The organism is Paenibacillus alba (genome assembly GCF_013204855.1).
Taxonomy (GTDB): domain Bacteria; phylum Bacillota; class Bacilli; order Paenibacillales; family NBRC-103111; genus Paenibacillus_E; species Paenibacillus_E alba.
Window position 1 is genome coordinate 276,339 of the sequence record NZ_JABMKZ010000002.1, and the last position, 13,953, is coordinate 290,291.

The 13,953-nt window shown below is 42.0% G+C and carries 14 protein-coding genes; 2 read left to right on the forward strand and 12 right to left on the reverse strand.

The window, feature by feature from the left end; translation table 11 throughout:
- Nucleotides 1-3: 3 nt before the first annotated feature.
- Nucleotides 4-1,926 (reverse strand): ABC transporter substrate-binding protein, encoded by a 1,923-nt coding sequence (locus HQN90_RS01345; protein ID WP_246361987.1) that lies wholly within the window; start codon nucleotides 1,924-1,926, stop codon nucleotides 4-6.
- A gap of 360 nt (nucleotides 1,927-2,286) precedes the next feature.
- Here HQN90_RS01345 and HQN90_RS01350 point away from each other — a divergent pair, with 360 nt between their 5' ends.
- Entirely contained in the window at nucleotides 2,287-2,868 is a 582-nt protein-coding gene (locus tag HQN90_RS01350; protein ID WP_173215751.1) for a TetR/AcrR family transcriptional regulator, read from the forward strand.
- Between the two features lie 20 nt (nucleotides 2,869-2,888).
- Complete coding sequence (locus HQN90_RS01355) at nucleotides 2,889-3,512, forward strand: HXXEE domain-containing protein (RefSeq protein ID WP_173215754.1); 624 nt, start codon at nucleotides 2,889-2,891, stop codon at nucleotides 3,510-3,512.
- Between the two features lie 124 nt (nucleotides 3,513-3,636).
- Here the strand turns inward: HQN90_RS01355 and HQN90_RS01360 are convergent, their stop codons facing one another.
- The 11 genes from HQN90_RS01360 to HQN90_RS01410 all read right to left on the reverse strand — a co-directional run bounded on the left by HQN90_RS01360 (nucleotide 3,637) and on the right by HQN90_RS01410 (nucleotide 13,913).
- Nucleotides 3,637-4,194 carry a GNAT family N-acetyltransferase gene (locus HQN90_RS01360; RefSeq protein ID WP_173215756.1) on the reverse strand — a complete coding sequence of 186 codons (558 nt, stop codon included), beginning with the start codon at nucleotides 4,192-4,194 and terminating at the stop codon, nucleotides 3,637-3,639.
- A gap of 503 nt (nucleotides 4,195-4,697) precedes the next feature.
- Nucleotides 4,698-5,054 (reverse strand): GIY-YIG nuclease family protein, encoded by a 357-nt coding sequence (locus HQN90_RS01365; RefSeq protein WP_173215758.1) that lies wholly within the window; start codon nucleotides 5,052-5,054, stop codon nucleotides 4,698-4,700.
- Nucleotides 5,055-5,094: 40 nt separating this feature from the next.
- Nucleotides 5,095-6,177 carry a vWA domain-containing protein gene (locus tag HQN90_RS01370; RefSeq protein ID WP_246361989.1) on the reverse strand — a complete coding sequence of 361 codons (1,083 nt, stop codon included), beginning with the start codon at nucleotides 6,175-6,177 and terminating at the stop codon, nucleotides 5,095-5,097.
- Between the two features lie 11 nt (nucleotides 6,178-6,188).
- On the reverse strand, nucleotides 6,189-7,307 hold the full coding sequence (locus tag HQN90_RS01375; RefSeq protein ID WP_173215760.1) for an AAA family ATPase: 1,119 nt from the start codon (nucleotides 7,305-7,307) through the stop codon (nucleotides 6,189-6,191).
- Nucleotides 7,308-7,330: 23 nt separating this feature from the next.
- Nucleotides 7,331-7,810: a DUF6530 family protein gene (locus HQN90_RS01380; RefSeq protein ID WP_173215762.1), complete on the reverse strand. Its 480-nt coding sequence runs from the start codon at nucleotides 7,808-7,810 to the stop codon at nucleotides 7,331-7,333.
- Nucleotides 7,811-8,086: 276 nt separating this feature from the next.
- Nucleotides 8,087-8,767, reverse strand: a complete 681-nt coding sequence (locus HQN90_RS01385; protein ID WP_173215771.1) for a formylglycine-generating enzyme family protein — start codon at nucleotides 8,765-8,767, stop codon at nucleotides 8,087-8,089.
- Nucleotides 8,768-8,806: 39 nt separating this feature from the next.
- Complete coding sequence (locus HQN90_RS01390) at nucleotides 8,807-9,172, reverse strand: DUF4180 domain-containing protein (protein WP_173216456.1); 366 nt, start codon at nucleotides 9,170-9,172, stop codon at nucleotides 8,807-8,809.
- 26 nt (nucleotides 9,173-9,198) lie between these two features.
- Nucleotides 9,199-9,852, reverse strand: a complete 654-nt coding sequence (locus HQN90_RS01395; protein ID WP_173215773.1) for a TetR/AcrR family transcriptional regulator — start codon at nucleotides 9,850-9,852, stop codon at nucleotides 9,199-9,201.
- 137 nt (nucleotides 9,853-9,989) lie between these two features.
- On the reverse strand, nucleotides 9,990-10,862 hold the full coding sequence (locus HQN90_RS01400) for an AraC family transcriptional regulator (RefSeq protein ID WP_173215775.1): 873 nt from the start codon (nucleotides 10,860-10,862) through the stop codon (nucleotides 9,990-9,992).
- A 343-nt stretch (nucleotides 10,863-11,205) separates the two neighbouring features.
- A complete protein-coding gene (locus tag HQN90_RS01405; protein ID WP_079420848.1) occupies nucleotides 11,206-12,381 on the reverse strand; it encodes a sugar ABC transporter permease in 1,176 nt (391 codons plus the stop codon).
- An 11-nt stretch (nucleotides 12,382-12,392) separates the two neighbouring features.
- Nucleotides 12,393-13,913: a sugar ABC transporter ATP-binding protein gene (locus HQN90_RS01410; protein ID WP_173215777.1), complete on the reverse strand. Its 1,521-nt coding sequence runs from the start codon at nucleotides 13,911-13,913 to the stop codon at nucleotides 12,393-12,395.
- Nucleotides 13,914-13,953 lie beyond the last annotated feature (40 nt).

Sequence of the window (13,953 nt, forward strand, 5' to 3'; positions counted from 1 at the left end):
GTGCTATTTCTTGATAAAAAATTGCGATGGATGCCCTTGACCTAATGAGCGGTACTCATCCGCCCACACCGCATCCTTCGGGATATTGTGAATGCTGTTAGCTGCTGCAATCAGCATTGGTGTTGGACCTGCGTATCCGATGATCCATTGGTTCTTCTGATGCAGCTTTACGATTTCATTGCTGAGCTTATTGATATCATCGACACTCTTGCTCGCTTTGATTTTATCCCAGATTTCTAAAATCTTCGCTACATCCCCCTCAGGCTTAACCCCTTCTTTGCCTCCAGAAGAGCTGTAAAGGCCATAATGCCCAAACCATGGCGTAATAACACGCAACGGCACAAGCGTATCAGGACGAAATGCCACATTAGCAACCGAGATATTCTCTGTCGTGATTGGAATCTTATTGGCATACTTCAAATCAAAGTGTGTGCCTCCATCGACTACCTTAATATTGGTTTTCAGTCCCATGTCTTCATAGTATTTCTTAAGCAGCTCCAGGAATGCGGCAGAATCGGTACTTGATTCAATGATCGTGAGCGTCAAATCCGAGCCATCCGCGTATCTGCGGAAGTTATTCTTATCACGTGTCGTCAGCCCAATCTCATCCAGTATCTGATTGGCACGTTTCGGATTGAATTCGGACCATTGCTTCGCCCATCCATCTTGATACCCGATAACACCTTTAGGAACGGAAGCTTGAATAGGCTCAGCAAGTCCATTGGAAACAATTTCTGAAATTTCTACACGATTGACTCCAATGGATAGCGCTTCCCTAAATCGGATATCTTGGAACAGCTTGCGCAGATTAGGATCTTCGGTTGTCTGGTTTAATTGGATACCTGAACTCGACCACGCTGGCTGTGTCCAAGGTATAACCCGGTAATCGCCTTTTTTCTCATTTTCCTTCAAGACAGTGAAATCTTTAGAATCAAATACAACTAGATTGTAATCCCCGGATAACTTACCTAATAATTTCTGGCTGGGATCCTGAATCTTCGTCGCAACGATACGGTCGATATAAGGCAGCTGTTTCCCTTTTGAATCCGTTTTCCAGAAATAAGGGTTGCGCTCCATAATGAACTGATCGCTATTCGGATCTGTTTTAGGTACCCACGCTCTAAGTGTCGGAATCTCTTTATGTAACCAGTCATAGTAGCCTGTTTCCACCAGGAAGACTTTGGGGTCCTCATAGCCCCATTTCTTCGTGATTTCAAGCGTTTTGGCATCGCCTACGAATTCGGGAAGAATTGTTTTATGGAAATGTGCGGGTGCAAAAAACCATTTGTTGTCAATTGCGACACGCTCCAGGAACTGCACACTCGGGTACTTATGTGTGACGGTGAACGTGTAATTATCAATCTTCTTCACTTCCGCCAATGCTTTATCGCCTGTAACGGGATCAACCGAATAATATGCATCATACGTCTTTTTGCCGAAGGTTCCCTTCGTCAGCATGTGTTCCCAGTAGAAAAGAACATCATCCGCTGTAAAAGGCACACCGTCAGACCACTTCATGCCTTCGCGCAAATGGATGGTGAATACCGTAGAATCGGCATTTACTTCGAAACCTTTGGCCACATTGGGTTCTACCTTGTTTCCTTCTTTGTTAAAGCGAAAGAGCGCTTCCTCTGTGGGCTGTCCGACGCCCCATTTATCACTTGGACCCATCCACGGCATTTTCCAGTCTCCGCCGTATTGTCCAATTTCCTCAACAACCTCTTCAACTTTGATATCCGCCGGAATAGGCATACGTTCAGCTAAAGCCGGCAGTGAGCCTGCGCTTACAAGCGATGCGAGCATTGGAGCTTCTTTAGCGCCCTTGTCTGCATCCGTTACTTTATTTGGCGATGAATTATCATCACAACCTGAAACAGTAATAGCCATGATAATGGATAAAAGTAAGAAAACCATGTTTCTTTTCAAGATAACCCCTCCATAATTGAATTTGCCATCAAATTATTTCTTGGTACTTTGAAAAACGTTCCACCTCCTCAATTGTATTAAACCGGTTTAATTTTATTCGGGACTTTGGAATGCATGAAATAGAGCGGAAAGCTTTTATTTATTAAACCGGTTTAATTAAGAACTAGGAGGTTTGTAAGCGCTTTATTAAAAATGCTTTATTTGTATAATACATTGCTTCTTACTCGTGTGCAACAAAATTTTTACAGAAGGTGGAAAATAGCGAGATTAAGACTTGAAATAACAAAAAGAAGTGCTACAATAAATTTAAACAACGTTTAAAACACTGTTTTAATTTTCAAGATCGATAGGAGGTAAAAGATGGAAACGAACAAAAAAAGTGAAACAAAAGAAAAAATTATGCATGCCATTCTAGAATTGGCCAAAAAAGAAGGCTTTGAAAGTATCACTATAAGAAAAATTGCTCAAGCCTCCGGCACCAATGTCTCTCTCGTTAACTATTACTTTGGTTCTAAAGAGAACTTAATCAGCGAATCCATTAAATTGATCCTGAACAGCTTCCAGCATACTTTTGCTGTGCTTGATGACCCTTCCTTGCCTGCCAAGGAGAGATTGAAACAATTTCTGCTTGATTATTTACAAGTCATCCGCCAATATCCCGAATTGCTCTCCAGAATCATTCTTATGGGAAACACTGTTTTCGCATCTCAGCATGAATATGGCTCATTTCTACAATTGCTGGGGTTTCCCAAAGTTCAAGCTATTTTAAAAGAATTAACCGGTGAACAGCAGCCCGAGCAGTTGATTACGATGATGGTGCAAATTTTTGGAGCCATCTTTCTACCTGCACTCATGAGTCCGATTCTGGAATCGGGGGCTTCTGTGCAAATAGCACCTAAAGATAAACAAATTGAGCTGCTCTTTGAACGATATTTTCATTAAAAATCATTGAGGTGATGAACATGAACCTATTGAGAAAATATTGGCAAGATTTAGGATTTGCGGTGGGACTTCTTGTATGTTTCTATCTGATGTTCAATTTGGAATCGCTTCCCCAACTACAAGTCATTTTATGGTTAAGCTTTGTTGCGATTCTCCTTCATCAATTTGAAGAATATCGTTGGCCGGGCTATTTTGCCGGTTTGTTTAATCAGGTTATATTTAAAAGTGAGTGGCCTGAAAGATATCCGCTAAATAAACAATCTGCCATGATGATTAATCTAATCATCGCTTATGTGTTTTACTTGCTCCCTCTATTGTTCCCCTCCATCGTTTGGCTGGGCCTCGCCCCCATTATGATGGGCTTTTTCCAAGTCATTTGGCATGGAGTCTTCGCAAATTTGAAAGCGAAAAGCTTATATAACCCAGGATTATTTTCTTCACTGTTTCTTCATGTTCCTATCGGGATCTGGTATCTCTCGTATATGAATAAACACAGCTTAATAAATCCAACTGACTGGATTGTGGGCATGATCTATTTTATCGTCGCCGTTTATATTCTCATTGTGAAAGGGAACATGTGGCTTCGCAACAAAAATTCCCTTCATAGCTTTTCCAAGAAACAATTAGGATCCTATCATAATTAACAACTGCGAAAATAAAAAGAATATGGAACTTTTCTATGAAAGAAAAGCCCCATATTCTATGCATAAATGATCCTCCAAGATTGTATTAGCAATAACTCGTAGTCTCTACAGACTATTCAATTATCTAATTTAACCATTTAATCATCCGGTCAAAAAGATGTCCGCTGACCGTTACGACGCCATCTTCCTTATATCCCATCTTAACGTACAATAGCTTGGCGGCCGTATTTTCTTGATCTACGAGCAGCATAATTTTATCATGTCCAAGCTCACCGGCTTGTTGTTCAAACAAACGAAGGAACTTGGTTCCGATCCCTCTGCCCTGATAGTCCGCATGAACGGCAATGGAGTCCAAATAATATTCATCCTCGCGTGCTTCACGTTCAATGGTTTGCGTTGCGCTGCCGATCGCAGCTAGACGTTCGAGAAATGGACGATCCAGCTCCGCCGCTCGACTGCCATGATAGGCAAGCATAAAGGCGATTACGCGCTCGTCTTCTTCCATCACTAGAACATTTTCGAAGCTGATACGGTTTCCTTTTTCCCGGAAAAATCCCTCCAGAACATGGAGAGCTGTCCCAACATCACTGGTGCCTGCCAGTGTGTGGACAATATCGCCTATCGCCGTATACATTAAATTTATGACTGCAGTCGCATCTTCTTTTTTGGCCTGTCGTATCATGAATGTTCCTCCTGTATTAAACAAATCCCCTTCTTTTCGCTTTAATGACGCAAGAATATAGGCTTGTTTTCTCTGGTTGCTTTGAAAATTCTTCTTCACTCCACGGAAACCAATTTATGGATTATGAGTTATCTATAAATAAAGTATACCCGCTTCTCTATTCCAGATCCACTTTAATACCGTTCAGTCAAGCACTGCCTGATTTCCATTTCCCTCGCCAACGGTCATTCAGCGAGATATACGGTTGAGCTTCTTATAAAACCTGCGATTATGCATCCTTTTTGAGCTTGAATTCGCTTTTTTGGTGAAATTCCTGCGATTATGCATCCTTTCGCAGCCTTTCTCTCATTTGTGGATGGAAAAGCTTGAAAAGCCTGCATAATCGCAGGCTTTTCAACTATTCGGGCAATTCCGCTGAAAAAGCCTGCACTTTTGCAGGTTTTCAGACTATGTGAACCAATGTAAACTGTTGAAGTTCATTTTCAAAAACTCTACCCATTCAACTAAACTTTCAACCTATTATATCCTTTATCCCCATAAGGCTGCAGTTCATCCAACCACAGCTTTTCCATCTGCTTAAGTTCCCACTTGATGTCTGCAACATCATCCGTTTCTTTCTCTTCCAGCACTTCGAAGGCAAATGCTTCCGTCCCTAGTTCCTTCCAATCCTTCTGCAATTGGGCATTGGCGAACCTTCCCGAATCCAGTTGCATCTGAATGGTCATCCATTTGTTCTTGAGATTGGGGTAACTATCAACGTAAATTTTACCACTGATTTTATTACTAATTTGTATGACACCCATATAGGTCTTTATCTGCTTGAATTCTTCCTGCAGCTCCTTGCGCTTGCTCTTGTCCATGTATATATCTCCTTTCAGCGTCCATAAAAGTTTACAGACATTACAAATATCTTGCGATGATCCGAACCAGCTGTGCGGGCAGTTCTGTTAGATTGGTAATATCCAGATATCTTTCGTTTCCATAGATGTGGTTAATCACATCCTTGTCTTGGCCAATCGCGGCTGCAAGGAATGTAATTCCTTTGCGTTCATATTCGGCTATCGTCTGCTGCATATCTTGCGTAGCATAACTTCCCGTATAATTGTCCATTGCTTTCGGCTGTCCGTCGCTTATGCTAATCAAAAGCTTGGTCTGTTGCGTTGTTTGAGCCAAACGTTCGGCCATAATTCGCAGCGCCATGCCATCTCGATTATTGCTTCTAGCTCGAATCCCCATTAGTCTGAAGCGGTCATTGGCATCCACTTGGTCATAATCCGCATAGGCATAAATAGACATTTGCTCCAATCTGGAAACATCCGCCGTATCACCGTAAATTAAAATGGGAATATAACAAATTGTACAAAACTCATATACCGCCAATACCGCGCGTTTGGCTGCTTCTAATCTTCCAAAAGCCGCCATAGATGCTGATTCATCAATCCTTAAACCAACCGCAAGTGAAGGCGATTCCGTTGGCGGACGTTTTTTGGCAAAATACTTAAAATCCTTATAAGCCACACTATCTGCTTGAAATTTACTGCCATAATAATGATTCCTTGCGAATTCAGCAGAAATGTCATGTTCCAATAAAGGAAGCGTCTTTCTGGCAATTTCTCGTATGACAGGCATAAGCTCATTGCTTAAGCTTTCATATTCCTGCTCACTGTTCGGACCGTATTCGGGACGGTGAACAATGAGTTTAACTCCTTTGTGAATCGAATCGGACACAATCGTCCGTGCGTCTTGACTTAACTTTTTGCGGAAATCCCGCTCCTTTTGCTTCGCATTCTCAAGCATGGCTTCAGGGTTGGCCTGATGATATTTGGGAGTATCCGCTTCCCCCGTATCCGAACTTTCCATATCAGTTGAATCATCAGAAACGTCAGAAGTGCTATCGTCACTATCCGCTGATTTCTTCAAGGCGATTCCCTGCTCCTCTTCGCTGCTCACATGCTCACAATCGGTATCGTCTATTTCTCCCATTGTCTTGATTTCTACCGTATCAAAAATTCGTTTTTTTTTTGAAAATTGATCTCGACTTCATCCAGACTTGCCAACAAGCCATGTTTTTTTAGTGCTTCTTCCAGCAGTTTAATTTCTTCCGAATCGGTCGTTATTTTGTAAATGACCTTATGATAAAGCGATTCTCTTGCCGAAGCACCTTCAGCAACAGCATCTGCCCAGTAGAAGTAGGATCGCATTCCAGCGACGCCTTTAATGCCACTTGCTCGGGCTGTTTTATCCAAGAGAATTATGATATCCGCCAATAAGCCAAGCACCTTCTGATTCCTATATTCGGTTTTGGCCATTGCCCGTTCTATCATCATGTCTTTCGTCGGTAGGTCCATCTTTTCCGAATGCTGAATTCTGTCACGCAGTGCTTCGTTTAGTGGTCTGGTCCCCGTATAACTGCGGTTTGTTGTGATGATTGCTATGAAATCCGGGTGCCTGTGTATTATTTCTGTAGGAAGATTAATGCTCCCATCCAGCTCCAAAGCAGAATTGAGTGCCATTAATACCGCGGCATCCCGTATAACCGTTGGTTCTTGAATTTCTAGCAGATAGCCTTTTTGAAAAGCTCGAACGATTTCGGAAGGGTAAAAACGATACTCAACAACGTTGTCCTCGGTATTTTGAGCCATCATTTTCAATAACCTCTTCATCTTTAAAGCTGCCTGTTCCTGCGAAATGCCCAGCACGTTCATCACGATTTCCGATGTGCTTTGAAAACTATCGCTCTCATATATGGCTTTCAAAACAAGTTGATCCTCGGACTGCATCTCTTCTAATCGTTCATATGAAATAACTGGCAGAATAGAGCCAATAATATCGGATTTGTCCATATCGGCAAAACACGTCACTTTCGTATAGGGCAGCCCTAAATCAGCTGAAAGTGCTTTGGCAAGCTGCGTTTTGCCTGAACCGGCATCACCTTCTAACAAAATATTGGCGATTTTCATTTCCCCGCGATGCCAATTGCGTTTTATTTCCTTACAAATCCGCCGCTCTTCTTCGCTTTCCTTATGAGACGATGGCTTTGTCCAGACAAGCCCTTTTTCTATATCCGTTAATTGTCTAGTTGGTGACAGTACATCATTATCATGGTTACTCATACCCGTATTCCTTTCCGAAAATTTCAATAACCCATTTCTTTTAACAGACGGGATAATACAGTAAGCCTTTCTCCAATCATTTCGCCATCATCACTCAGAGCCTGAGCGAACAGTTTGATATCATTATCAATCATCGGATTATCTTCACATACAGCCACACTCATCGCATCTCCTTGCAGACCTATACGATCGATCGTGGCATTCTCTGGATCATACAGCTTCGGAAACCGATAGGCCTCCTGGAAATGCAAGCTGCTTCTGCATATTAGAATGGCCAGATCAAGTACACGATGCATAGGCAGCTCTTCGGATTGACGGGACCATTTCTCCCCAGTATGCCTCCATACTTTTGCCGAAATATCGACCTTACCTCTGTCATTCCACTGAGCTAACCCAAGGGATAACCCTTTGGCATCCGTGTTTAGGGCATATCTGCCGTCCACCTGCTCATAATTTTCAGATACGATAACAGGTTTATGTTTTAAGGTTGTTGGTATTTTCATTTTTCGCACACTCCATTTTATAATTTACTAAATTACTAATTTACTAAATGACTACTTCATAATAACCTGCAATTCACCAACAGTCAATACGGTCACTTGACCAAAAAGTGGTGCTGCAAATTAGTCTTGCTTCGTTCTGCCGCGATTACTCGGCTTCTCAGATAAAAGAAAAAACCCATGCTCAGCAATGGGTTGAAAGCTTCCGTACCTAATGATCTAATTCTTTAATCGACTTAAAGCCATAATATTGGGCATAGTAGTATTTCAGAGGATATCTTATTTGTCGTTCCGGGCAAGGCGGAATCCAAGATCGTCGATCGCTAATGACGGATGACTGCGACGACGGCACGAAGCTCCACAGCCTCTCGCCTCTTCTGCCCAACTGCCGCCACGAAAAATTCGGTAGGAGCCATATACTTTCTCATCATAAACATCCCAGCACCACTCCCAAACATTGCCTAGCATATCATACAGTCCCCAGGCATTCGGCTCTTTTGTGCCTATTTCGTGGATGCTTCCTCCTGAATTGTCACGATACCAGGCAATGTGATCAATCTCACCATATCTGTATCCAGTCGTTCCTGCTTTACAGGCATACTGCCATTCTGCTTCTGAAGGAAGACGAAAGCCGTTGGATTCCCAATGACAGATGACACTTTCTCCATCATTAGGCTTGGAATAAAACGCCCGAAGCCCTGCTTGCTGGGAAAGGTGATTACAGAAAGAAATGGCATCATGCCAAGACACATTGACAACTGGTTTTTGGTCACCGTCACAAGTTAGAGAATTTTTTGAAATAACATCATAAAGCGCCTTAGTTACAGGATAAGGGGCAAGAAGAAACGGCTTGATTTCAACCTGCCATTTACTTTGCGTTCTATCATCTCTTAAATCAATAACTCCACCTGGAATTTTCACCATTGGATAATCGCCCAGGCTCATTCCTTCATGATTCATGCTTTCTCTCCTCATTCACGCAAAAAATCATCTTCTGGGTTAAGCAAGTCTCAGCTTCTCTACAGCTTCTTGTTCAGTCGACAAGAAAAAGATATTCTTCCCTTGATTGCTCTCGCCAATGAATTGTTTCAAACTCATACTTGAATACATCGAATAATCACCAACGATGGCAATTTTCACATGATAATTAATAAACTTTTGCAATATTTCACCGGCCAGCCGTGTTTTTAAGTTGAAAAAGTCTTCACAAATGGCTGATTTATTCAAAATTATACGATCACAGCCTGCTTCATAATTTACCGTAGCTATTAAATCTAATGCTGACTGAATGTCAGTTATTAGTAACTCTTCGCTCGTTACAACAGCAATTTTTACGTCGTTTTCCGTTAATGTTGTAATTTTCATCATTATCCTCCAATGAATGCTTATTGTTATCCTCTGGTCAGTTTCTTGACATAATCCTCACAAATAGAACGATTGTCCTCACTGTTCAATGGCTGAACATTCGCCACTCGAAAGAAGCTTAGCCCCACTACCATCGCCAGCAATCCATAAGCAGCGCTTTGGGAATCCTCAACTTTCATCTGCCCTGTCGCCTTCCCATAGTCAAAAATCTTCATGAGGCCTTGCATATCCACCGAATAACTCGCAGAAACAACCTCTTGCAAATTACGATCTAATGCCGCTCTGGAAAAGAAGTGAAGGAACAGTTTGGCTTGATCTTCAAGTGGGATAACCATCTTTGCAGTACCTTCAAGTTCCGATACATTGATTGCTCCCTGCGTTTCATCGCTAAGCGGCGGTAGGAGATGTGCCAGAGTGACCTCGAGCATATCCGCAGCACTCATGGTAGGCTGAATATCAGCATTGATTTTCAAACCATAATAAGCAAAAAAAGCCTTAAATGACTCGATCATCAAGTTATCTTTATTTTTAAAATAATACGTGACAACACCCTTTGAGCAATCTGCATACTCAGCGACTTTATCCAAAGTCATGCCGTCAATCCCGTGTCTGCTTATACACATTAATGTAGCATTAATAACAGCTGCCCTACGTATTGGTTCCATTCCTACTTTAGGCATGTATGTTTGCGTCCTCATTTCATAAAAAACCATTGATTTTATTTATACTGAACAGACAGAATAAATAAAATGTATCGCAGCTGCAACCTATTGTCAAGTACGCAGTTGATTAATCAGCGAAAGCAAAAAAAGCCAGCTCACGGCTGACTTTTCACAATTGGGATCCAGATTTCACTCTTAAACGTAGGTGACGATATATCTTTATGCTCGTTCCATAATAGTTCAGGACCTTCCGTTTGCTCATAGTTGGAGGATGGGAACCATTCTGAATAAATGCGACCCCAAACATTTTGAAGCGTATCTGGAAAGGGGCCGACGGCTTCAAATACAGCCCATGTTGATGCAGAAACTTCAAGCTGGGTGAAGTTATCAGGACATTCTTCTAACGTGGCTACACCAATATAGTGATCAAGTTCTCCCTGCTCCTTCATTCTTCCTTCAGAAAAATTCGTAGATGCGTTAAGAAGTCCAATGGGCTGGACATTTGAAAGCTTTTTAAGATTATCTAACGTTTCTTCCTTTAAGCTTTTCCACATAGAAGCAATTTCCGGATTAATCCCACTAAATTGGATCGGAACTCTTTTCTTGATTCCCACGATGCGAAATACTTCCTTTTCTTCAAAACGATAGTTCATTTCATTGCCCCCTTGAATAGAAAGTGTGAAGAACATTTTCGGGTAAACTTTCAGGGATTGTCCCTTACTTCTGGCTTCAGTTGGTGTCACACCATGCAGGCTTTGAAAAGCCCTGGTAAAAGCGTCTGGCGAGTTGTATCCATATTTAATGGCAATATCAATAACCTTTCTATCACTTTCATGAAGCTCAAATGCTGCAAGCGTCAGCCGTCTGCGGCGAATGTATTCCGACAAGGAAACGCCAGCCAGAAAAGAAAACATTCTTTTGAAATGGTACTCCGAGCAATAAGCCAATCTGGCTATTTCCTTGAACTCAATCTCATTTGCAAGGTTTTCTTCAATATAGGTTAAAGCACTATTCATTCTGTCAATCATGTCTGCTCATCACCTCCTCTTACCTCTAGAATATCAGGTATTATACGTATTGATCCGACTTTTTGAGCAAAGTTAAGTAGGGTCATCACTTTGAAACCCAAATACAGTTGGTGTTTAAAGTTCACATTTTCCTGCGATTATGCATCTTTTTCACCCTTCAGATACCCTAAAATACTAAATGCCTGCATTTGTGCAGGCATTTATGGCTTTTTCTAGATTAGAGGCAGGAAAAAAAGAAAATACCTGCACAATTGCAGGCATCTTCACTTTTCAACCAAATTCGCTCGAAAATTCCTGCACTTCCGCAGGTTTTTACACTTGGCATATGGGACAGCCACATTCACTAAGCCCTTTTCTTCCGAGTCACCACATCGAAAATAACAGCAGCAGCCAACACAGCACCGCGAATCATATATTGATAGGAAATCCCGATCCCCATTAAATTCATGCCACTGGACAGCGATGCCATGACAATTGCGCCAATAATGGAACCCGTCACTTTGCCTACCCCGCCGGCAGCAGAAACACCGCCTACATAAGCAGCCGCAATCGCGTCGAGTTCAAACAACGTTCCTGCCGTCGTAGTCGCCGACTGTAGGCGAGATGTGAAAAGAATTCCGGATAATGCCGAAAGCATCCCCATGGAACCGAATACAATGTATGTTATCTTCTTAACACTGATCCCGCTTAGGTTCGCAGCTTCCGGATTGCTTCCTACTGCGTAAATATGCCTTCCCAGCACAGTTGAAGTCGTCAAAAAGTGATAGATCACTACGACGAGCAGCACAATAATAACTGTCCAGGAGAATCCGTTGTAACCTGCGAGAATCCACGTGATATAGGCGATGATGGCTGAAACGAAAACCACTTTTACGACAAAAATACTCTTGGATACCACTTCAAAATTGTATTTCAGTTTGCTGGAACGTTTGGATAATTCACTATACACATAAATGACAATCAAGATGGCGCCCAAAATTAAGGAAAGCAAATTCAAGCCGTTCACTTTGGCAATCGATGGAATGAAACCGTTACCGATGGCGTTGAAATGATCGTCTTTGATAATGATGGTTCCTGTCTTTTCAGTAACTCGCAGCAAGGCGCCTCTGAATATGAGCATTCCCGCCAAGGAAGCAACAAAGGAAGGAATACCGAATTGTGCAACCAATAGACCATTAAATAAACCAACAACAATGCCGAGTACCAAGATGATTGGAATGGTGATATAAAACGGAACCCCTGCCTGTGTCAGTAGGACGGCTGTAATGGCACCCAAAAATCCAGCGGCAAAACCAACGGATAAATCAATATGCCGAATCACAATGACCAGCGTCATGCCTACTGCCAACACGGCAATATACCCTGTAGCATCAATCAAATTGCTAATGTTTCGAGACGACATGAACAGGCCGTCTGTCATGATCGAGAACGTCAGCATGATGATAAACAAGGCAATGTACATCCCATAATCCCGAATATTTACTTTAATCAACGATTTCGCTTCATTGTAGAATTGCACCTGTCTTCCTCCTATTGCGTTGCAAGCTTCATTATGGTTTCTTGATCTGCATCATCAATGGACAGTTCGCCCGTTATTTTCCCTTCAGCCATAACATATACCCGATCACTCATGCCTAAGACTTCAGTCAGCTCAGAAGAGATCATGATGATGCTCATGCCTTCGCCAATCAGCTTATTCATAATCGTGTAAATTTCAAATTTGGCGCCCACGTCAATCCCACGAGTTGGTTCGTCCAAGATAAGCAAAGTTGGGTTCACAAATAACCACTTCCCCAGCGATACTTTCTGCTGATTGCCTCCGCTTAAGTTGCCGACAAGCTGCTCAACCGAAGGGGCTTTAATGTTTAACGATTGTTTGTAATGATTGGAGATTTTCACTTCTTCATTATTGTTAATAACCCCTTGCGATGCGATCGAAGGCAGATTGGCTGCTGAAATATTTTGTTTAATATCTTGAATCAAAAACAAGCCGTCACCTTTACGATCTTCTGTGACATAAGCGATTCCTGCTTGGATCGCATCTTTGGGATGTTTAAATACTTTTTTCACACCGTCTACAGCTAACTCGCCTTTTAATCTATACGATTTGGGATTTCCGAAAATACTCTGTGCCAGTTCTGTTCGTCCAGAACCCATTAAGCCAGCGATACCGACAATTTCGCCTTTTTTGACATGGATATGAACATCTTTCACAACTTCTCGGCCCAGTTCGGAATCATAAGCCGTCCAGTTGTGCGTTTCGAGGACGGTATCGCCGAATTGCTTGTTCATTCTTTTTGGGTAAATATCATCAATTTCACGACCCACCATACTCTTGATGATGACGCTTTCGGAAATCTCGTCTTTAGAAGCATCCAGCGTACAGATCGTTTTGCCATCACGCAGTACAGTGACTTTATCCGCTATAGAAATAACTTCTTTCAGCTTATGAGAGATCATAATGCTTGTAATTCCTTGTTTTTTAAGCTCCCTCAGCAGTTCTAACAAATTCTCACTTTCTTTCTCGTTCAGCGCAGCGGTTGGCTCATCCAGAATAAGCAGTTTCACATGTTTGCTCAAAGCCTTGGCAATTTCAACAAGCTGTTGTTTGCCTACGCCCAAATCCTTGATCAGAACTTCCGGATTCACCTGAAGCTTTACTTTTTCAAGCATTTCTTTGGCTCGATTAATGGTTTGATTCCAATCCACCAGCATTCCTTTTTTCACTTCATTTCCTGCAAAAATATTCTCATATACCGTGAGATCAGGAAATAATGCTAATTCTTGATAAATGATCGCAATGCCTGCTTTCACGCTGTCGCTGATTTTCGAGAAATGTTGGATTTGGCCTTCAAATACAATATCTCCCTCGTAGGTTCCATAAGGGTATACACCGCTTAGCACCTTCATTAATGTTGATTTACCCGCACCGTTTTCACCGATCAAACAATGAATCTCACCTGTCTGAACTTTAAAGCTGACATCCGTGAGCGCTTTTACGCCTACGAATTCTTTGGATATATGATTCATTTCCAGTATATTTTTGCTCATAACCACATAGCGCTCCTTACCCAAATATCTCGTGGAATAA

What these genes read in the sequence shown, in the direction of transcription:
- HQN90_RS01400 (WP_173215775.1), bottom strand. Translation starts at nt 10,862, where the DNA reads ATGATTGACAGAATGAATAGTGCTTTAACCTATATTGAAGAAAACCTT.
- HQN90_RS01370 (WP_246361989.1), bottom strand. Translation starts at nt 6,177, where the DNA reads ATGGGAGAAATAGACGATACCGATTGTGAGCATGTGAGCAGCGAAGAG.
- HQN90_RS01380 (WP_173215762.1), bottom strand. Translation starts at nt 7,810, where the DNA reads ATGAAAATACCAACAACCTTAAAACATAAACCTGTTATCGTATCTGAA.
- HQN90_RS01385 (WP_173215771.1), bottom strand. Translation starts at nt 8,767, where the DNA reads ATGAATCATGAAGGAATGAGCCTGGGCGATTATCCAATGGTGAAAATT.
- HQN90_RS01395 (WP_173215773.1), bottom strand. Translation starts at nt 9,852, where the DNA reads ATGCCTAAAGTAGGAATGGAACCAATACGTAGGGCAGCTGTTATTAAT.
- HQN90_RS01365 (WP_173215758.1), bottom strand. Translation starts at nt 5,054, where the DNA reads ATGGACAAGAGCAAGCGCAAGGAGCTGCAGGAAGAATTCAAGCAGATA.
- HQN90_RS01375 (WP_173215760.1), bottom strand. Translation starts at nt 7,307, where the DNA reads ATGAGTAACCATGATAATGATGTACTGTCACCAACTAGACAATTAACG.
- HQN90_RS01390 (WP_173216456.1), bottom strand. Translation starts at nt 9,172, where the DNA reads ATGAAAATTACAACATTAACGGAAAACGACGTAAAAATTGCTGTTGTA.
- HQN90_RS01410 (WP_173215777.1), bottom strand. Translation starts at nt 13,913, where the DNA reads ATGAGCAAAAATATACTGGAAATGAATCATATATCCAAAGAATTCGTA.
- HQN90_RS01350 (WP_173215751.1), top strand. Translation starts at nt 2,287, where the DNA reads ATGGAAACGAACAAAAAAAGTGAAACAAAAGAAAAAATTATGCATGCC.
- HQN90_RS01355 (WP_173215754.1), top strand. Translation starts at nt 2,889, where the DNA reads ATGAACCTATTGAGAAAATATTGGCAAGATTTAGGATTTGCGGTGGGA.
- HQN90_RS01360 (WP_173215756.1), bottom strand. Translation starts at nt 4,194, where the DNA reads ATGATACGACAGGCCAAAAAAGAAGATGCGACTGCAGTCATAAATTTA.